Origin of the sequence: Nocardia sp. NRRL WC-3656 (genome assembly GCF_000720265.1) — a bacterium.
Classification (GTDB): Bacteria; Actinomycetota; Actinomycetes; order Mycobacteriales; family Mycobacteriaceae; genus Nocardia; species Nocardia nova.
Genome location: NZ_JOJF01000001.1, coordinates 431,595 through 450,400 on the forward strand (window position 1 = coordinate 431,595; position 18,806 = coordinate 450,400).

Below are 18,806 nucleotides of genomic sequence, written 5' to 3' on the forward strand. Positions count from 1 at the left end.
ACCCTCGGTTTCTGCGTCAACCGGCACAGGAAAGGCGGATACGCGGCTATGGCTGTCGTAACCATGAAGCAGCTGCTCGACAGCGGCGCACACTTCGGTCACCAGACCCGGCGGTGGAACCCGAAGATGAAGCGGTTCATCTTCACCGACCGCAACGGCATCTACATCATCGACCTGCAGCAGACGCTGACCTACATCGACAAGGCCTACGAGTTCGTCAAGGAGACCGTCGCCCACGGTGGCACCGTTCTCTTCGTCGGCACCAAGAAGCAGGCTCAGGAGTCGATCGCGGCCGAGGCGACTCGCGTCGGGATGCCCTACGTCAACCAGCGCTGGCTGGGTGGCATGCTCACCAACTTCTCCACCGTGCACAAGCGGCTGCAGCGCCTGAAGGAACTCGAGGCGATGGAGCAGACCGGTGGTTTCGAGGGCCGCACCAAGAAGGAAATCTTGATGCTGACCCGCGAGAAGAACAAGCTGGAGCGCACCCTCGGCGGTATCCGCGATATGGCCAAGGTGCCCTCGGCCATCTGGGTCGTCGACACCAACAAGGAGCACATCGCCGTCGGTGAGGCTCGCAAGCTGAACATCCCGGTCATCGCGATCCTGGACACCAACTGCGACCCCGACCTGGTCGACTACCCGATTCCGGGTAACGACGACGCGATCCGCTCGGCCGCGCTGCTCACGAAGGTCGTCGCTTCCGCGGTCGCCGAGGGCGTGCAGGCCCGTGCCTCCCGCGCCTCGGGCGATGTGAAGCCCGAAGCCGGCGCCGGCGAGCCGCTCGCCGAGTGGGAGCAGGAACTGCTGGCGCAGGCGACCCCGGCCGCCGAGGGCGGCGAGGCTGCCGCCGAGGCTCCGGTCGAGACCGCCGCCGAGGCGGAGCTGAAGGAAGAACCGGCCACCAAGACCCCGGCCGACTTCTGATCCGGCGCGGTTCCCACCGCGATTGTCTGTTCACCTTGCCGGCCCTTCCTGTTCGGAAGCGGTCGGCATGGTGGTGCTAGAGACCTGACAACTTTCGTAAATCTTCGAGGAGGCTCGCCACGATGGCGAACTACACCGCCCAGGATGTGAAGCGGCTCCGCGAGCTCACCGGCTCCGGAATGATGGACTGCAAGAAGGCTTTGGAAGAGACTTCGGGCGATTTCGATAAAGCCGTCGAGGTTCTGCGGATCAAGGGCGCCAAGGATGTCGGCAAGCGCGCCGAGCGCGCCACGGCCGAGGGTCTGGTCGCCGCGCAGAACGGCGTGATGATCGAGCTCAACTCCGAGACCGACTTCGTCGCCAAGAACGACGAGTTCCAGAACACCGCCGGCGACATCGTCGACGCCGCCGCCAAGGTGCGCCCGGCCGATCTGGAGGCGCTCAAGGCCGTCGACGTCAACGGCAAGACCGCCGACCAGGTCGTGCAGGAGCTGGCCGCCAAGATCGGCGAGAAGCTCGAGCTGCGTCGCGTCGTGTCCTTCGAGGGCCCGGTCGCGACCTACCTGCACAAGCGGTCCTCGGACCTGCCGCCGGCCGTCGGCGTGCTGGTCGAGTACCAGGGTGAGGGCGACGCCGCCGCCGAGGTCGCTCGCGCCGCCGCGATGCAGATCGCCGCGCTGAAGGCCAAGTACCTGACCCGCGAGGACGTCCCGGCCGAGGTCGTCGCCAAGGAGCGCGAGATCGCCGAGGCGACCGCCAAGGAAGAGGGCAAGCCGGAGGCCGCGCTGCCGAAGATCGTCGAGGGCCGGGTGAACGGCTTCTACAAGGACGTCGTCCTGCTGGAGCAGTCGTCGGTCACCGACAGCAAGAAGACCGTCAAGCAGCTGCTGGACGAGGCCGGTGTCACCGTCACCCGCTTCGCCCGCTTCGAGGTCGGTCAGGCCTGATACACCGCAAAGGCCCCCGGTGCGACGAATTCCGTTGCGCCGGGGGCCTTTCGGTATCGATCAGCCACCGGTGCCGCAGTGGCCCGTTCCCGGCATGATGCAGTCGCTGCTCCCGGTGATGGCCCAGTTCGCCAGGAGCGGTATGACGGGGAGCAGGCTGATGATCGGCGTGCTGTTGTCCACGCTGCCGAACGCTGCCGCGGTGCTGCCGGTCGGGATCGGTTCGGTGAAACTGGTCGGCGTCGCAGAACCGGGGTTGTCCGGCGCCGCCGTGGCCTCCGGTGTCAGCGGAACGACCGCCGCCGTGGCGGGAGAGATGACGGCGAGGGGTGCGGCGCCGAGCAACGCTGCGGCGCAGAGAAAGTGAACCGTCCGGCGGGTGATCTTCATGCGGCCGCACCTTATTTGAAACAACAACGTTTCGTAGTGGGATCCGGGAATTGCGGCGTATTCGAGGGTCGGCTCACCGGCGCGACCTCGCGTGGTGCAGGATGGATGCAGCGTGTTACCGTCCCGCGCGAACAATCGCGCCCGGGAGGGTAATTTCCCGTGCGTGCGCTCGCTCGACTGCCGAGGACTAGGAGACCGATGACGGACCCGGATACGGCGCCCGACCGCAAGGGCTATCGCCGAGTACTCCTCAAATTGGGTGGGGAGATGTTCGGCGGCGGCGAGGTCGGGCTCGACCCGGATGTGGTCCAGACCGTAGCCGAGCAGATCGCCGAGGTCGTCTCGACCGGCGTGCAGGTGGCGGTGGTCATCGGTGGCGGCAACTTCTTCCGCGGCGCCGAACTCGAGGAGCGCGGCATGGAGCGGGCCCGCTCCGATTACATGGGTATGCTCGGCACCGTGATGAACAGCCTTGCGCTGCAAGACTTTCTGCAGAAGCAGGGTGTCGACACCCGGGTGCAGACGGCCATCACCATGGGGCAGGTCGCGGAGCCGTATCTGCCCCTGCGGGCGAAGCGGCACCTCGAGAAGGGCCGCGTGGTGATCTTCGGGGCCGGTATGGGCATGCCGTACTTCTCCACCGACACCACCGCGGCGCAGCGCGCGCTCGAGATCGGCGCCGAGGTGGTGCTGATGGCCAAGGCCGTCGACGGCGTCTTCACCGCCGACCCCAAGGTCGAGGCGGAGGCGATCATGTTCTCCGAGATCACCCACAAGGAAGTCCTCGAGCGCGGACTCAAGGTGGCCGATGCGACCGCGTTCAGTTTGTGTATGGACAACCAGATGCCGATGCTGGTGTTCAATTTGTTGATCAAGGGCAATATCGCCCGCGCGGTGGCCGGTGAGAAAATCGGCACACTGGTTCGGTCCTGAACCCTGCGGGGATCGGTCCTCGCGAATTCCGGGCCCCGAAACGATGCTGTGGAGGAAACGGTCGTGATTGATGAAGCGCTCTTCGACGCCGAGGAGAAGATGGAAAAGGCTGTCTCGGTGGCGAAGGACGACCTCGGAGGTATTCGGACCGGCCGCGCCAACCCGGGCATGTTCAACCGGGTCGTGGTCGACTACTACGGCTCGCCGACGCCGATCACCCAGATGGCCAGCATCAACGTGCCCGAACCGCGCATGGTCGTCATCAAGCCCTACGAGCAGGGGCAGTTGCAGACGATCGAAACCGCGATCCGCAATTCGGATCTGGGCGTGAATCCGACCAACGACGGCACAATCATTCGCGTGATGATTCCGCAGCTGACCGAGGAGCGGCGGCGGGAATTGGTGAAGCAGGCGAAATCCAAGGGTGAGGACGCCAAGATCGCCATTCGCAATGTGCGGCGCAAGTCGATGGACGAGCTGAACCGCATCCAGAAGGACGGCGAGGCCGGTGAGGACGAGGTCGGTCGCGCCGAGAAGGAACTGGACAAGACCACCCAGAAGTACGTGGCCCAGATCGACGAGCTGGTCAAGCACAAGGAATCGGAACTGCTCGAGGTGTGAGACTCGGCCCGGCGCGACGATGCGGCACGGGCCCGGGGACGGAGTGGACGAATAAGTGAGCGACGGGACAATCGTGGCCGAAGACGCCGCAGCCGGCGAGACGATGCCGGTGAGCGACCCGGCCGGTGCAACACCGGCTCCCGACACGCCCTCGGCGCAGCCGAGCGGTAAGCCCTCACGCGCCGGTCGCAACTTACCGGCCGCGCTGGCGGTCGGTGTCGGCCTCGGCGCATCGCTGATCGCGATCCTGCTGTTCGTTCCGAAGGTTCTGATCGGAGTCATCGCGGTCGCGATGGCGATCGCCACCTGGGAGGTCGCCAAGCGGCTGCGCGAGGCCGATGTCCTGGTGCCGCGGGTGCCGCTGATCGTCGGCGGGCAGGCGATGATCTGGCTGGCCTGGCCCTACGGCCCCCAGGGCGTGGCGGGTGCGTTCGCGGCGACCGCGCTGGTGTGCATGGTCTGGCGGCTGTTCGACCACGGTCTGCAGGCCACGCCGCGAAACTTCCTGCGCGACACCGCGATCACGGTGTTCGTGGCGTCCTGGATCCCGCTGCTGGCCTCGTTCGCGGTGTTGATGCTGCAACAGGACGACGGCAATCTCCGGGTGCTGACCTTCATGATCCTGGTGGTCTGCTCCGATGTCGGCGGTTACGTGGCCGGGGTGCTGTTCGGCCGCCATCCGATGGTGCCGGCCATCAGCCCGAAGAAGTCGTGGGAGGGTTTCGCCGGATCGCTGGTGTTCTGCATCATCGGCGGGCTGCTCACGGTGACGCTGCTGCTGCAGGCCAATTCGATGATCGGCGTGCTGCTGGGCATCGCGGTCGTGCTCGTGGCGACCTGCGGGGATCTGATCGAATCGCAGATCAAGCGCGAGTTGGGCATCAAGGACATGGGCACGCTGCTGCCCGGACACGGCGGCATCATGGATCGCCTCGACTCGATGCTGCCCTCGGCGTTCGTCTCCTGGCTGGTGCTGACCGCCCTGCTCTGAGACCCTGCCTGCTCCGGGTTCAGCGCCGCTTCGCCGCGCGCCGCAACTGCATGATCCGCCAGCCGCCGGCCAGCGCCATCACCAGCGCTCCGGCGATCACCGACAGCAGCAGCGTGACGCCGAGCGGCAGGTTGAACTGCCAGAAGAACAGGTGGATCCGCACCTGATCGAGGTTCTGCAGGATGAAGATCAACAGCAGAACCCCGATGACCGCCGCCGCCACCAGCGCCACCCAGGTGTAGCCCGCGCGGGTTTTCAGGGCTCGGTTGCGCCGCACGGGTGCGGTCGAGGGCGGAGTGTCGACGCGCGGGGGATCGGTGTGCGGGACCGGATCCGGTCCGTGGCTCGGTACTGCGTCGCTGGTCATATTTCGATCATTCCCGATCGCTATGGCGGATATGCGTATCTCCGGAATACCCGTTCGGCCGCGCCGTAACTGTGATCGGGTTATCCCTGCCCGCAGGCGGCGGGCCGGTACCGGCAATGCGACACTGGAAGGGTTATGACTACCTCCCTGCCGCTCGTTTTCGATGCCCCGCGCCGTGGAATGCCGCCGCGGCATCTCGCCGACCTCGATTCGGCCCAGCGGCGGCAGGCGGTGGAGGAGCTCGGACTGCCGAAGTTCCGGGCCGATCAGATCGCCCGGCAGTACTACGCGCGGTTGCAGGCCGATCCGCGGCAGATGACCGATCTGCCCGAGCCGATGCGGGAGAAGATCGCGGAGGCGCTGTTCCCGCCGCTGCTCAGCGAGGTGCGGCAGGTGGTGTGCGACGAGGGCACCACCCGCAAGACCCTGTGGCGCGCCGGTGACGGCACCCTGCTCGAGAGCGTGCTGATGCGCTATCCCGACCGCAACACGCTGTGCATCTCCAGTCAGGCCGGCTGCGGTATGGCCTGCCCGTTCTGCGCGACCGGCCAGGGCGGACTGAACCGCAACCTCTCGACCGCCGAAATCGTCGACCAGGTGCGCGCGGCCGCCGCGGCGTTGCGTGACGGCGAGGTGGCCGGTGGTGTCGGCCGGCTGTCGAACATCGTGTTCATGGGGATGGGTGAGCCGCTCGCCAACTACAAGCGCGTGGTGGCGGCGGTCCGGCGAATCACCTCGCCCGCCCCGGACGGCCTGGGTATCTCGCAGCGCAACGTGGTCGTGTCGACCGTCGGCCTGGCGCCCGCGATCCGCAAACTGGCCGACGAGGGCCTGTCGGTGACGCTGGCCGTCTCCCTGCACACACCGGACGACGAATTGCGAGATACGTTGGTGCCGGTCAACAATCGCTGGTCGGTCGCCGAAGTACTCGACGCCGCACGGTATTACGCCGACAAGACCGGCCGCCGGGTCTCGGTCGAATACGCACTGATCCGCGATATCAACGACCAGCCGTGGCGCGCCGACATGCTGGGCTCGAAACTGCACAAGGCACTCGGCTCCCGCGTCCACGTCAACCTCATCCCGCTCAACCCGACCCCGGGCTCCAAATGGGACGCGTCGCCGAAACCCGTCGAGCGGGAATTCGTGCGGCGAGTGGAGGCACAGGGTGTGCCCTGCACGGTGCGCGATACCCGGGGGCAGGAGATCGCCGCGGCCTGCGGGCAATTGGCGGCCGAGGGTTAACTCGGTGCGCTGTCGGTCGAGCCGGTAGCGCCGCTTCCGGATCGCAGGGCGAACACGCCGAGACCCGCGAGCACCATCGATGCCCCCACCACCCACAGCCCCGCGCGCTGGGTTCCCGTGAGGTCGGCCAGCCAGCCGGTGAGATACGGCGCCGCGAACCCGCTGACATTGCCGAGCGAATTGATCAGGGCGATCCCACCGGCCGCGGCAGCTCCGGACAGGAATGCGCTCGGCAGGGCCCAGAAGGTGGGCAGCGCGGCGAGCACACCGACGGCGCAGACGGTGACCGCGGACATCGCCGCGAACGGATTGTCCAGGTACAACGCGACCGGAATGGCGAGGCCGCCGATGATCGCGGGCAGGGCGACGTGCCGGCGGCGTTCGCCGGTGCGATCGCCGTGGCGGCCCCACCACACCATCGCGACCGCGCCGATCACATAGGGCACAGCGGTGATCAGGCCACGCTGCACCACCGAATAGTGCGTCCCGTACTGCTGCTGGAATCCGGCCACGATGGTGGGCAGGAAGAAGCCGAGGGCGTAGAGCCCGTAGACGATGCCCGCGTAGATCGCGGCCAGTCCGAGTATGCGCGGATGGGTCAGAGATCGGCGCACCGTCCAGTGTTCGGTGCGCTGAACCGAGCGCTGCTCCTCCGCGAGTTCGGTTGCCAGCCAGCTCCTTTCCTCGGCCGACAACCATCGGGCCTGCTCCGGCCGATCGGTGAGGTAGAACCAGGTCGCCGCCGCCAGCAGCAAGGCCGGCAGGCCCTGCACGAGGAACATGAACCGCCAGCCGCTGAGCCCGAAGACGTTGTCCCCGTACTCGATGAGCAGGCTCGACAGTGTGGATCCCAGAGCGGTCGACAGCGGCACCGCGGTCATGAACAGGGCGACGATGCGGGCCCGGTCGCGCTGGGGGAACCAGAAGGTCAGATACAGCAGAATGCCCGGGAAGAATCCGGCCTCCGCCACGCCCAGCAGGAAGCGCAGCACGATGAGGACCGTCTCGTTGGGCACGAACGTCATCGCGGTGGCGACGATGCCCCAGGTGAGCATGATGCGGGCGATCCAGCGCCGCGCACCGAACCGGTGCAGCGCCAGGTTGCTCGGCACTTCCAGCACGAGATAGCCGAGAAAGAAGATGCCCGAGGCGAATCCGAACGCGGTCTCCGACATGCCGAGGTCGGTCTTCATCCCACTGGGCCCGGCGAACCCCACGTTCACCCGATCCAGGTAATTGACGAAGTACAGCAGGCACAGAAACGGCACCAGCCGAATCGTCACCTTGCGTACGGTCGCGGTGGCGACGTCGGCAGGGGCGATCATCATCCGTACTCTGCGCATTCGCGGCCGGCCAGTCAAATCGGGTTCGCGGGCGCGCTCGCCGCTCAGCTCAGCAAAGCTCGTGCGTACCAATCCTTCTCGTCACGCACCCCGGGCAGGGCGAAGAAATAGCCGCCGCCGAAGGGCTGGACGTAGTCGGTGAGAGGCTCGTTGATCAGCCGGGTCTGGATGGCCTCGAACTGGCGGGCGACGTCCTGCTGGAAGCAGGTGAAGATGTGGCCCGAGGCCATGTTGCCGTTGCGCTCCACGCCGAGGTCGTAGTTGTAGGAACGGCGGACCAGCTGCTGGCGTGCGGTTTCCGGAGTGCGCGGATTGGCCAGCCGGATATGGGAATCCAGGGGGATGACCGAACCCTCGGGGTCGGCGGCGTAGTCGGGGGTGTCGAATTCCTGATTGCCGTCGAGCGGGGCGCCGGAGTCGCGGCGGCGTCCGAACATGTTCTCCTGCTCGTTGATCGAGACCCGGTCCCAGAATTCGACGAGCATGCGGATCAGCCGGACCACCTGGTAGGTGCCGCCTCGGGTCCATTCGGGTTCGCCGCCGCCGTCGGTCCAGATGAGCGATTCGGCGTCGGCGCCGGTCGGGTTGGCCGTTCCGTCCTTGAAGCCCAACAGGTTCCGGCCGGTGCCGGAGGGGCGCGGCGGGGAGTTGTAGCCGTCGATCTTCCAGCGCAGCTGCAGTGCGCCGCGGGTCTGGCGGGTGATGTCGCGCAGCGCGTGATGGACGGTGTCGGGGTGATGCGCGCACAGCTGGATCAGCAGGTCGCCGTGCATCCAGGCCGGATCCGGGGTGTCGTTGGGGAAGGTCCGCATCGGCGTGAGCTTGGCGGGTTTGGCCGCTGCCAGCCCGAAGCGGCCATCGAACAGGCTCGCGCCCACACCGGTGGTGACGGTGAGCCCGTCGGCGATGACCTCCGGCCCGAGCACCGCGCTGTCGGAGGGAGGCTGGCCGAGCCCGAGGTCGGTCGGGGCGCCGCCGGCGGTGAGAAAGCGGGCGCGTGCGGTGAGGGTTTTCATCGCCTCCACCAGTTCCGCGCGGTGGGTGGTGGTGACGTCGAAGGCAGCGAAGCAGGCGGCATTCTGTTTCGCCGACGGGCCCGGGGTGAGGATGCCGGACTGGTGTTCACCGTGGAAGGGGTAGCTCGCCTCGGCCTTCGGGGTGCCCACGGTGGCGGCGTCGGCGTCCTTGCGGGCGCCCTCGGCGAGGATGCCCGCGGTCAGCGCGGTTCCGGCGGCACCGGCGGCAGCGCCGGAGAGGAAGCGGCGGCGGCTGACGTTCATCGTGAAGCCTTACTGGTCGGTCGGTGGTTCGGCATGTCAGTGGGAGATCGGCACTTCGAGCAATCGCGGCACCTTGGCGAGTTCCTCGAGGGCGGCGCCGAGGCGCGCGTTGACGGCTTGCCGGGCGGCCGGCGGGGTCCGGTCCGGCGACTGCCAGTGCCCGTGGTCCTGGGTGGCGAGCAGGGCGGCCTGCAAGTCGTCGAGGCGGGTGCGCAGGGTGGCGCGCAGTTGTGGCGCCCGCGGGTCGATCAGCGGTCCGAGCTGATCGAGGACCGCGCGAGTCACGTCGATATCGGCGAGCGTCATCGGATACGCGGCGCCCGCGCCTTGGTCGTCGATGCCCGAAATATGGTCGCGCAGGGCGTCTTCCAGGATTTCGTGCCCGCGCAGCGGGAGTTTCTTCGGATCGCCGGCGAGATCGTCGCTGCCGAGATTCTTGCGGATGTTCGCGATATCGCCACCGAGCCGATCGACCACCGGCAGCAGCTGATCCGGCCGCTGGCCGTGCCACAGGCCGTATTCCAGCCGGTGCAGACCGGTGAATCCGGGATCGTTCACCCCACCCGGCAGGCCGTCGGGCAGACCCGAGACCGCGGTGCCGGCGTCACCGAAGCTGTTGTAGGAGGCGCCGACCCGTTCCCATTCCAGCTGGGCGTTGAGCCAATCCGCTTGTGCCGCAGCGATATTACCGCCGCGCAGATCGTTGCCGATCGCGGTGACGGCGCCGGAGAGGCGGGTCAGCACGCCGGCGGCATACGCCTGATAGGCGTCGTTGGGTCCGCGCAGATCGTCCTCGGTGACGCGTTTGACGGCCGGCGGGGTCTCGCCCGCCTCACCGCTGACCTGCACTGCCGCCGACGAGGTCACCGGCTTACCGGACATCAGGCATTGCATGGTGTAGCTGCCGCTGCTCAAGGTCGCCGTCAGATTGGCGGTCGTGGCCGGGCCGATCGTCTCGATCTCGCCGACGACGGCGCCGCCGGAGTTGACCAGGTTGATCTCCCCGGCCTTGGACGTCTTGTTCTGCACTTCGAATGTCTGCGTCCCAGCCCGCCCGGACTTCCATTCCGGGGCGCACGAACTGTCGGTGACCGACACCGCCTGCGCCTTACCGGAGCCGCTCGACGGCAGCAGCGCGATCGCCACCCCGGCGGCCACCGCGGGAACCACCACCAGCACCGCACCGACGAGCAACGGCCGCGGTCCGGCGATTCGCTCCCACCAGTCGGGCGTGTGCTCGGAGTCGGCTGGAGCCGATGCCGACGTTGTCGCTGCCGCCGGGAGAGGCGCCGACGCTGTGTTTCGCGGACCCTGGCCGGTCGCCCCGGTGGCCGGTGTGCCCCCGCCACTCGCCGTGGCGGTAGCCGTCACGGGCGCCGCGGCCGCCGGCTGCGCCGCCTTCGCCGGGGCCTTCGCGGGCGCCTGGCGTCCCGCTCGGACGAACAGCGGGATCACCACCGCCAGGTAGACCACCCACGCCACGACCTGCAACACGGTCATCCGCGGCGTCAGTTCGGTGATGCCGGTGATGATCGAGACCCACCAGGAGTTCGGGTCGATATGCGCCGACAGGTCGAACGCGACCCAGTGGCGGCCGGGCAGAATTCCGGCGTCCTGCAGATCGCCGAGGCCGTAGGACAGCACGCCGGCGGCGATCACGATCAGCGCGAGCGCGGTGCGGTTGAAGAACACGCCGAGGTTGAGTTTCACCGACTGCCGATACAGCAGCCAGCACAGCACCACCGCGGCGGTGAATCCGAGCGCGGCGCCGATCAGCGGCGCGACGGTGGTGCCGGAGGCCTTCACCGCGGTCCACACGAACAGCGTCGACTCCAGGCCTTCGCGCCCGACGGCCATGAAGGCCGTGATGGCCAGCGCTCCCGCGCCGATCGCGGTCGCGCGGGCGACCTCACCGCGAAGCTGGCCCGACAGCGACGCGGCGGTACGCCGCATCCAGAAGACCATGGCCGTCACCAGGGCGACCGCGATCACACTCAGGGTGCCGCCGACGATTTCCTGGCCGGAGTTGGAGAGCACGCTCGTCGAGTAGGTGAGCACCGCCGCGAAGCTGGCCGCCACCGATACCGCGCCGAGCAGGCCGAGCCAGACCGGGGTCGAGGAGACCGGGCGCTGCGGGGTCGACGTTTTGCGCACGGCAGCCAGCAGGATCGTCACCACGAGTCCCGCCTCGAGACCCTCCCGCAGGCAGATCAGTAGATTCGGTACAGCCTCGGCCCAGCTCACCGTCCAAAGGTAAGGCATACCTATACCGCAGGTCCAATCCTGCATGCCTGTAGCGAGTAACCCGTTACCGCAGATGGGGTGGTATGCGAGTAATGTCCGGATTTGCTGGCGCTATCCCTCCGGCGCATCCTCGACCAGTGTCAGCGCCTCCTCGAGCAGCGCCTCCACGATCATCGATTCCGGCACCGTCCGCACCACCTCGCCGCGGACGAAGATCTGACCCTTGTGATTGCCCGCCGAAACCCCGATATCGGCTTCCCGCGACTCGCCCGGACCGTTGACGATGCAACCCATCACCGCGACGCGCAGCGGCGCCGGGAAATCCCGGAAGGCCGCCTCGACCTTCTTCGTGAGCTCGAAGACGTCGACCTGGCAGCGGCCGCAGGTCGGGCAGGACACGATGTCGAGGGTGCGGGGGCGCAGTCCGAGCCCGGCCAGGATGTGGTGACCGACCTTGACCTCCTCGACCGGCGGCGCGGACAGCGAGACCCGGATCGTGTCGCCGATCCCCTCGGACAGCAGGATCCCGAACGCGGTGGCCGATTTCGCGGTGCCCTGCAGCGGCGGACCCGCCTCGGTGACCCCGAGATGCAGCGGATAGTCGCAGCGCTGGGCGAGCAGCCGGTAGGCCTGGATCATCGTCAGCGGATCGTTGTGTTTCACCGAGATCTTCAGATCGGCGAAACCGTGCTCCTCGAACAGCCTCGCCTCCCACAGCGCCGATTCGACCAGTGCGGAGGCCGTGGCGCGACCGCCGTGCCGGTCCAGGATGCGCCGATCGAGGGAACCTGCGTTGACGCCGATGCGGATCGGCACCCCCGCCGCACCCGCCGCGGCGGCGATCTCGCGGACCTTGTCGTCGAAGGTGCGGATATTGCCCGGATTCACCCGCACGCCGGCACAACCGGCATCGATGGCGCCGAAGACGTAGCGCGGATTGAAGTGGATGTCGGCGATCACCGGGATGGCCGAGCGGCGGGCGATCGTCGGCAGTGCCGCGCAATCGTCCTGGGTGGGCACCGCCACGCGGACGATATCGCAACCGGCAGCGGTCAATTCGGCGATCTGGCGCAGCGTCGCCTCGACATCGGCGGTGACGGTGGTGGTCATCGACTGCACCGAAATGGGTGCGCCGCCGCCCACCGGCACCGAGCCGACCTGGATGCGCCGGCTCTCCCGGCGCGGTCGCAGCGTCGGAGTCGCGGGCTCGGACAGGAATACGGCGGTCATCGGATCCTCTCGGTCGCGGGTAACCATTCCGCGCAGGCCGCGGCGATGCCCTCGCCGGTGAGTCCGTACTCGGCCAGGATGCTGTCGCGGGAGGCGTGGGGGATGAATGCGGTGGGCAGGCCGAGCGCGCGAACAGGGGCGGCGTCGGGGTCGCGGGCGATCGCGTGGACCAGGTGGGAGCCGATCCCGCCGGCGGCGATACCGTCTTCCACACAGACGGTGAGCCGATGCCGTGCCGCGATCGCCGGCAGCCCCGGATTGATCGGCCACACCCAGCGCGGGTCGATGACGGTAGCGCCGAAACCGCCGTCGGCCAGCAGCTCCGCCGCGCGCAGGCACGGCCCGGTCATCGGGCCGACCGCCACCAGCAGAATATCGAGCGGACTGCGCGGCCCGCGGTACAGAATGTCCATCCCGTCCATCCGTGCCAATGGCGAAATATCTTCTCCGGCAGTGGCTTTCGGATAACGCACGGTGGTGGGCCCGGCCGTGGCGACGGCTTCGCGCAGGAGTTCGCGGACCCGGTCGGGATCGCGTGGACACGCGATCCGCATCCCCGGTACGCAGGTGAGCAGCGCCAGATCCCACATCCCGTGATGGCTGGGGCCGTCCGGACCGGTGACGCCGGCGCGGTCCAAGGCCAGTGTGACCGGCAGTTCGTGCAGCGCGATATCGAGCAGTACCTGATCGATCGCGCGGTTGAGAAAGGTCGAGTACACCGCCACCACCGGATGCATACCGGCCGCCGCCAAGCCCGCGGCGGAGGCCAGCAGGTGCTGTTCGGCGATCCCGGAATCGAACACCCGCTCCGGTGCGCTCCGGGAGAATTCGCCGAGTCCGGTGGGCAACCGCATCGCCGCGGTCATGGCGACCACCTCCGGATGGTCGCGGGCGATGGCGGCCAGTTCCGATTCGACGATATCGGTCCAGGTGGGGGCGGGCTGTGTGCGCGGCACACCGGTGACCGGATCGATCACCCCGCACGCGTGCATGCGGTCGGCCTCGTCCGCCTCGGCCGGGCCGAAGCCGCGGCCTTTCACCGTCACCGCGTGCACGACAACCGGTTTGGCGAGTTCGGCGGCCTTGTGCAGGGCCGTGCACAGTGCGCCGATGTCGTGGCCGTCCACCGGGCCCAGATAGGTGAAACCCAAGGCGTCGAACAGATTTCCGGAGACGGTGTCGCCGTCGCGCAGTCCGGTGAGATGCCCGGCCAGTGCGCCGACGGTCGGATCGTAGGAGCGCCCGTTGTCGTTGAGCACCACCACGACCGGGCGCCCGCCCGCGCCCAGATTGTTCAGGCCTTCCCAGGCCACACCGCCGGTCAGCGCGCCGTCGCCGATCACCGCCACCACCCGGCGCTCGTGTTCGCCGCGCAGCTGGAAGGCCTTGGCGATGCCGTCGGCCCACGCCAGGCTGACCGAGGCGTGGGAATTCTCCACCCAGTCGTGCGCGGATTCGGTGCGGTTCGGATACCCCGCGATCCCACCGGCCTGCCGCAGTGTGTCGAAGGTGTGCGACCGCCCGGTGAGCAACTTGTGCGCATAACTCTGATGTCCGGTGTCGAAGACGAGAACATCGGTGGGCGAACGGAAGACGCGATGCAGCGCGATGGTCAGCTCCACCGTCCCCAAGCTGGCGCCGAGATGCCCGCCGGTTCCGGTGACGGTCTCGACGAGGCGATCGCGTAACCGCTGCGCCAGCGCGGGCAGTTCGTCGTCGGACAACGCGGCCAGGGAGTCGGGTCCGGTGAGGGCGGCGAGCGGGTCCGGCCCGCGCGGCGAGGGTTTCATGCGTGGCTCACCTTCCGGTGTGGGAATTCGACCCGGTGTCGATTCGGCTCAGCTGACGGCGGCGCGGATCGTCTCCTTCAGCGAACCCAGGGTCGCGACCACCGCGGTCGGCTCGTAGCCACAGTGCGCCATGCAATTCGAGCAGCGCGGATCGTTGCCGCGGCCGAAGGCGTTCCAGTCGGTGTCGTCGATCAATTCCCGATAGGTGGCGACATAACCGTCGTCGAGCAGATAGCAAGGCCGCTGCCATCCCTTGAGCGAATACGACGGAATCGCCCAGGCGGTGCAATCGAAGTCGACCTTGCCCTCCAGGAAATCCAGGTACAGCGGAGAATGATTCAACCGCCACTTCTTGCGGCGCCCGTCGGCGAACGCCTTCGCGAACAGCTGATGGGTTTGCTTCACCCCGAGCCAATGCTCCTGATCGGGGGCCTTCTCGTAGGCGTAACCGGGCGCGATCTGCATGTGGTCGATCTCGAGTTCGTCGTTGAGATAGTCCAGGACGTCGATCACGTCCTGTGGCGAATCCAGATCGAAGAAGGTGGTATTCGTCATCACCCGGAATCCGGCGGCCTTGGCCTCGCGGATCGCCGCGACGGCCTGATCGAAGACGCCGTCCTTGCAGACCGAGGCGTCGTGGCGTTCGCGCAGACCATCCAGATGCACCATCCACGCGAAATTGCGGTGCGGGGTGAACTTGTGCAGATGTTTGGGCAGCAGTACCGCGTTCGTGCACAAAAAGACGATCTTGTTACGGTCCAGCAGTTGCCGCACGATCTCGTCGATCTGCGGATGCATCAGCGGTTCGCCACCGGCGATCGAGACCATCGGGGCGCCACATTCCTCGATAGCGCCGACCGCCTGTTCGACCGGCATGCGCTGTTTGAGCAGCGTATGCGGATGCTGAATCTTGCCGCAGCCCGCGCATTTCAGATTGCAGGCGAACAACGGCTCCAATTCGACCAGGATGGGGAACTTCTCGCGGCGCAACAGCTTCTGTTTTGCGAGATACGCTCCCAGACGTACGGATTGACGGAATGGCATGGCCATTCAGCTCACCTCCCGAGGCAGGTTGAATCGAATACTCTCTTCGGTCACGGTGGTGTGGCGGACCCGGAGGGCGCCGAGCCCGGACAGGGCCTCGACCAGGTCGTCCACCAGATGCGGCGGTGCCGACGCGCCGGCGGTGACGCCGATGCGGCGGGTGCCGGCCAGCCAGTCCAATTCGACCTCGCCGGCGTCCTCCACCAGATGTGCCGCCACACCCTCGGCCGCGGCGACCTCGGCCAGCCGCAGCGAATTGGAGGAGTTACGCGAACCCAGCACGAGCACCAGGTCCGATTCCCGGGCCACCGCCCGCACCGCCTCCTGGCGGTTGGTGGTGGCATAACAGATGTCGTCCTTGCGCGGCCCGCTCAATGCCGGAAACCGTTGCCGCAGAACATCGGCCGTGGCCTCGGCCTCCGCGACGGCCAGGGTGGTCTGCGTGACGTAGGCGACCCGATCGGGATCCGGTGGCGACACCCGGGCGGCCGCTTCCGGATCGGCGACCACGATCACATTGCCGGGCGCCTCGCCGCGGGTGCCCACCACCTCCTCATGGTCGGCGTGACCGATCAGGAAGACGGTCTTGTCGGCGGCGGCGAAGGTGCGCACCTCCGCGTGCACCTTCGACACCAGCGGACAGGTGCCGTCGACCACGCGCAGGCGGCGGCGTTCGGCCTGGCGGCGGACGTCCGGGGTCACGCCGTGCGCGGCGAGCACGACCACCGCGCCTTCGGGCACATGATCGAGCTCCTCGACGAAAACCGCTCCGCGCCCGGCCAACTCGCGCACCACATGGCTGTTGTGCACGATCTGACGCCGCACGTACACCGGTGCGCCGAAGCGGAGCAACGCCTGCTCGACGATCTCGATCGCCCGCTCGACCCCGGCGCAGAACGAGCGCGGCCCGGCGAGCAGGATCTCGCGCTCGCCAGTCGCCGCCGACCATCGGTCCAGCGCCGGCGTCGCCGCCCGCAGCGAACGCAGTGCCCGTATTCCGCGCCACATCGTGCCGGGGCGCAGCAGCGGCGCGTCGGGTGTGTCGACGATCGCCCGGAGCGCGACGGCCTGCCCGTCGGGGGCATCGGCGGCGAGGAACGCGGTTTCGGTGTCGACCGCGAGCGCACCGGTCTCCGCCAGTTCGGCGCGCGCCCGGCCGGTGACCACGTGCTCGGCGGAATACACCGGCCCGAGCTGTGCGGGCAGCCCCAGGCGCAGCAGTTCACCGTGCAGCAATACCGCTGCGGGACTGGGTAATTCGGTACCGTTGCGCCGGATCTCGCTGGCCACCACGAGATCGCCGGGGCGCAGCTCCGTGGTCAGCGCACCCGCGACTCCCGCCACCGCGACCGGTCCCGCCGCCGCGGCGTCGTAGCGCCGCCGCGGACCGCGCCCGGTGTGCACCACGGGCGCCGTGGCGGCGCCGCGCAACGCGGCCCACTCCGAACGCAACGGGGCACAGACGGTTCCGGGGCGGGGCATGTCGTCAGCTCCCGTCTCGCTCGGCGGTGGCCGTTCGCCGCCGCAGGTACCGCCCCAACGCCCAGACCGGGAACACCAAGCGGTACAGGTGGTAGTTGATGTAGAAATCGCCGGGGAAGCCGGTGCCGGTGAACAGGTCCTCGTCCCAGCCGCCGTCGGGTCGCTGCGTGCGCACCAGCCAGTCGATGCCGCGGCGCACGGCGGGGGAGTCGTGTTCCTCGGCGGCCAGTAGGGCCAGCAGGGCCCACGCGGTCTGCGAGGCGGTGGAGTCGCCGCGGCCGACCCATTCCGGGTCCCGATAGGAGCGCAGATCCTCACCCCATCCGCCGTCGGCGTTCTGATGGGCCTCCAGCCAGCGCACCGCCGCCCGGATCGCCGTCGACCGCGGACTCGTACCCGCCGCGACCAGCGCCGGAACCGCCGCGCCCGTGCCGTAGACGTGGTTGGCGCCCCAGCGTCCGAACCAGGAACCGTCGGGCTCCTGATGGTCGAGCAGCCAGCGCACACCGCGGCGGCATGCGCGATCACCGCCGCGGCCGAGGACCGCCAGCATCTCCACCACGTGCGCGGTCACATCGGCCGAAGGCGGATCGGTGACGGCGCCGAAATCGCAGAACGGCAGTTTCGTCGGCAGGATCGAGGTGTTGTCGGCGTCGAAGGCGCCCCACCCGCCGTCGGCGGACTGCATGCCGACCGTCCAGCGCACCGCGCGCTGGATCGCCGCATCCAGCCGCGGGCGATCCGGATGCGAAACCTGATGCAGCGCAATGACGATCTCGGCGGTGTCGTCGGTGTCGGGGTAGACGTCGTTGGCGAATTCGAAGGCCCAGCCCCCGGGTTCCAGATGTGGCCGGCGCACCTGCCAGTCGCCGCCGGCGGCGATCTGCTCACCCAGCAGCCAGTCGGTGGCCCGCAGCACCGCCGGATCGTCGGGCGCCACCCCGCCGTCCAGCAGCGCGGCCGTCGCCAGCGCGGTATCCCACACCGGTGACTGACAGGCCTCGAGCCGCCGAACCTCACCGTCCGGGGTTTGTTCGCGGACGACGAATCCGTCCAGGCCCGCGATGCCCGCCCGCATCGCCGGATGATCGAGCGGATAGCCCAGCAGGTGCAGTGCCAGCAGCGAATACACCCACGGCGGCTGAATTCCGCCCCAGCCGCCGTCGGCCTCCTGGCGGGCCAGAATCCACTCCGCGGCGTGCCGCATCGCCACATCGCGCAGCGGATTCAACGGCAGCCGCGCGTAGGCGTGCAGCACCGTGTCCACGCGCTGGAACACTCCGGCGAGGGAGGTGATCGGCGCGCGGCGGGCCGGGGCCGCGCCGGTACGCAATTCGTCGATGCCGAACGGCAGCGGGCGGCACGGCCGCAGCGTGGCGACCACGGTCAACGGCACCACGGTCTGGCGGGCCCAGCATCCCCAGTCGTAGATGTTGAGCGGGAACCAGGACGGGAACAGCACGAGTTCGGGTGGCAGATTCGGCAGATCGTCCCAGGACCACAAGCCGAACAGCGCCAACCAGATTCGGGTGAAGACCCGCGACGCCTCGATCCCGCCTTCGGCACGCACGAATGCGGCCGCGGCGCGCATATGCGGCGCGGCCGGGTCGTCACCGGCGAGTCGCAACGCCACCCACGCCTCGGCGGTGGTCGACAGATCGCCGGGGCCGCCGTGGAAGGTCGCCCAGGTTCCGTCGGCGCGCTGCTGTGATCGGATCCAGCGTGCCGCCGGCTCGGTCACCTCCGGGGTGGAGATGCCGAGGAACTCCCGCAGTAGCAGGTCTTCGGCGTCCATCGTCACGTTGGTCGCCAATTCGCCCTTCCACCAGCCCTGTTCGTGCTGGGACGAGCGCAGCAGCCGCACCGCCGCGTCGGTGGCCGCGCGGACCGCGCTCAGTTCGTCGGCGCCGCGCGCCGGATCGACCGCTGCCCGCCGGTTCGCTGCCGCATTGCCGGTTTGGGTGACTGTCAT

At 68.3% G+C, this 18,806-nt stretch carries 16 protein-coding genes; 6 read left to right on the top strand and 10 right to left on the bottom strand.

Annotation, left to right across the window (positions count from 1 at the left end; translation table 11 throughout):
• Positions 1-48 precede the first annotated feature (48 nt).
• Positions 49-927 (top strand): 30S ribosomal protein S2, encoded by an 879-nt coding sequence (gene rpsB, locus IG65_RS0102110; protein WP_030513085.1) that lies wholly within the window; start codon positions 49-51, stop codon positions 925-927.
• 122 nt (positions 928-1,049) lie between these two features.
• Positions 1,050-1,874 (top strand): translation elongation factor Ts, encoded by an 825-nt coding sequence (tsf, locus tag IG65_RS0102115; protein WP_030513086.1) that lies wholly within the window; start codon positions 1,050-1,052, stop codon positions 1,872-1,874.
• A 60-nt stretch (positions 1,875-1,934) separates the two neighbouring features.
• Here tsf and IG65_RS0102120 read toward each other — a convergent pair whose 3' ends face one another.
• Entirely contained in the window at positions 1,935-2,399 is a 465-nt protein-coding gene (locus tag IG65_RS0102120) for a hypothetical protein (protein WP_156055459.1), read from the bottom strand.
• Between the two features lie 63 nt (positions 2,400-2,462).
• Here IG65_RS0102120 and pyrH point away from each other — a divergent pair, with 63 nt between their 5' ends.
• From pyrH to IG65_RS0102135, 3 genes are all read left to right on the top strand, one after another.
• Positions 2,463-3,197 carry a UMP kinase gene (gene pyrH / locus IG65_RS0102125; RefSeq protein WP_030513088.1) on the top strand — a complete coding sequence of 245 codons (735 nt, stop codon included), beginning with the start codon at positions 2,463-2,465 and terminating at the stop codon, positions 3,195-3,197.
• A 63-nt stretch (positions 3,198-3,260) separates the two neighbouring features.
• Complete coding sequence (gene frr / locus IG65_RS0102130) at positions 3,261-3,818, top strand: ribosome recycling factor (protein WP_030513089.1); 558 nt, start codon at positions 3,261-3,263, stop codon at positions 3,816-3,818.
• A 103-nt stretch (positions 3,819-3,921) separates the two neighbouring features.
• The gene (locus IG65_RS0102135) at positions 3,922-4,809 is read left to right on the top strand and encodes a phosphatidate cytidylyltransferase (protein WP_051755217.1); all 888 of its coding nucleotides are present in this window, start codon (positions 3,922-3,924) and stop codon (positions 4,807-4,809) included.
• Between the two features lie 19 nt (positions 4,810-4,828).
• Here the strand turns inward: IG65_RS0102135 and IG65_RS0102140 are convergent, their stop codons facing one another.
• On the bottom strand, positions 4,829-5,176 hold the full coding sequence (locus tag IG65_RS0102140) for a lipopolysaccharide assembly LapA domain-containing protein (protein WP_030513091.1): 348 nt from the start codon (positions 5,174-5,176) through the stop codon (positions 4,829-4,831).
• Between the two features lie 135 nt (positions 5,177-5,311).
• Here IG65_RS0102140 and rlmN point away from each other — a divergent pair, with 135 nt between their 5' ends.
• Complete coding sequence (gene rlmN, locus IG65_RS0102145; protein ID WP_030513092.1) at positions 5,312-6,421, top strand: 23S rRNA (adenine(2503)-C(2))-methyltransferase RlmN; 1,110 nt, start codon at positions 5,312-5,314, stop codon at positions 6,419-6,421.
• Here rlmN and IG65_RS0102150 read toward each other — a convergent pair.
• The 8 genes from IG65_RS0102150 to shc form a co-directional block, all read right to left on the bottom strand.
• Positions 6,418-7,749: an MFS transporter gene (locus tag IG65_RS0102150; protein WP_051755128.1), complete on the bottom strand. Its 1,332-nt coding sequence runs from the start codon at positions 7,747-7,749 to the stop codon at positions 6,418-6,420. The genes rlmN and IG65_RS0102150 overlap by 4 nt on opposite strands.
• A gap of 59 nt (positions 7,750-7,808) precedes the next feature.
• Entirely contained in the window at positions 7,809-9,044 is a 1,236-nt protein-coding gene (gene efeB / locus IG65_RS0102155) for an iron uptake transporter deferrochelatase/peroxidase subunit (RefSeq protein ID WP_030513094.1), read from the bottom strand.
• Positions 9,045-9,080: 36 nt separating this feature from the next.
• A complete protein-coding gene (gene efeU, locus IG65_RS39730) occupies positions 9,081-11,306 on the bottom strand; it encodes an iron uptake transporter permease EfeU (RefSeq protein WP_030513095.1) in 2,226 nt (741 codons plus the stop codon).
• 93 nt (positions 11,307-11,399) lie between these two features.
• Complete coding sequence (gene ispG / locus IG65_RS0102165) at positions 11,400-12,518, bottom strand: flavodoxin-dependent (E)-4-hydroxy-3-methylbut-2-enyl-diphosphate synthase (RefSeq protein WP_030513096.1); 1,119 nt, start codon at positions 12,516-12,518, stop codon at positions 11,400-11,402.
• Positions 12,515-14,308, bottom strand: a complete 1,794-nt coding sequence (locus IG65_RS0102170) for a 1-deoxy-D-xylulose-5-phosphate synthase (protein WP_051755130.1) — start codon at positions 14,306-14,308, stop codon at positions 12,515-12,517. The genes ispG and IG65_RS0102170 overlap by 4 nt, the downstream gene beginning before the upstream one ends.
• 48 nt (positions 14,309-14,356) lie before the next feature.
• Positions 14,357-15,358 carry an adenosyl-hopene transferase HpnH gene (gene hpnH / locus IG65_RS0102175; RefSeq protein ID WP_030513098.1) on the bottom strand — a complete coding sequence of 334 codons (1,002 nt, stop codon included), beginning with the start codon at positions 15,356-15,358 and terminating at the stop codon, positions 14,357-14,359.
• Positions 15,359-16,834, bottom strand: coding sequence for a 4-hydroxy-3-methylbut-2-enyl diphosphate reductase (ispH, locus tag IG65_RS0102180; RefSeq protein WP_030513099.1), 1,476 nt, complete (start codon positions 16,832-16,834; stop codon positions 15,359-15,361). It abuts the gene before it with no gap.
• A 4-nt stretch (positions 16,835-16,838) separates the two neighbouring features.
• Positions 16,839-18,806 (bottom strand): squalene--hopene cyclase, encoded by a 1,968-nt coding sequence (gene shc / locus IG65_RS0102185; protein WP_081879195.1) that lies wholly within the window; start codon positions 18,804-18,806, stop codon positions 16,839-16,841.

What these genes read in the sequence shown, in the direction of transcription:
- rpsB (WP_030513085.1), top strand. Translation starts at nt 49, where the DNA reads ATGGCTGTCGTAACCATGAAGCAGCTGCTCGACAGCGGCGCACACTTC.
- tsf (WP_030513086.1), top strand. Translation starts at nt 1,050, where the DNA reads ATGGCGAACTACACCGCCCAGGATGTGAAGCGGCTCCGCGAGCTCACC.
- pyrH (WP_030513088.1), top strand. Translation starts at nt 2,463, where the DNA reads ATGACGGACCCGGATACGGCGCCCGACCGCAAGGGCTATCGCCGAGTA.
- IG65_RS0102135 (WP_051755217.1), top strand. Translation starts at nt 3,922, where the DNA reads ATGCCGGTGAGCGACCCGGCCGGTGCAACACCGGCTCCCGACACGCCC.
- IG65_RS0102140 (WP_030513091.1), bottom strand. Translation starts at nt 5,176, where the DNA reads ATGACCAGCGACGCAGTACCGAGCCACGGACCGGATCCGGTCCCGCAC.
- rlmN (WP_030513092.1), top strand. Translation starts at nt 5,312, where the DNA reads ATGACTACCTCCCTGCCGCTCGTTTTCGATGCCCCGCGCCGTGGAATG.
- IG65_RS0102150 (WP_051755128.1), bottom strand. Translation starts at nt 7,749, where the DNA reads ATGATGATCGCCCCTGCCGACGTCGCCACCGCGACCGTACGCAAGGTG.
- efeB (WP_030513094.1), bottom strand. Translation starts at nt 9,044, where the DNA reads ATGAACGTCAGCCGCCGCCGCTTCCTCTCCGGCGCTGCCGCCGGTGCC.
- efeU (WP_030513095.1), bottom strand. Translation starts at nt 11,306, where the DNA reads ATGCCTTACCTTTGGACGGTGAGCTGGGCCGAGGCTGTACCGAATCTA.
- ispG (WP_030513096.1), bottom strand. Translation starts at nt 12,518, where the DNA reads ATGACCGCCGTATTCCTGTCCGAGCCCGCGACTCCGACGCTGCGACCG.
- IG65_RS0102170 (WP_051755130.1), bottom strand. Translation starts at nt 14,308, where the DNA reads ATGAAACCCTCGCCGCGCGGGCCGGACCCGCTCGCCGCCCTCACCGGA.
- hpnH (WP_030513098.1), bottom strand. Translation starts at nt 15,358, where the DNA reads ATGGCCATGCCATTCCGTCAATCCGTACGTCTGGGAGCGTATCTCGCA.
- ispH (WP_030513099.1), bottom strand. Translation starts at nt 16,834, where the DNA reads ATGCCCCGCCCCGGAACCGTCTGTGCCCCGTTGCGTTCGGAGTGGGCC.
- shc (WP_081879195.1), bottom strand. Translation starts at nt 18,806, where the DNA reads ATGACAGTCACCCAAACCGGCAATGCGGCAGCGAACCGGCGGGCAGCG.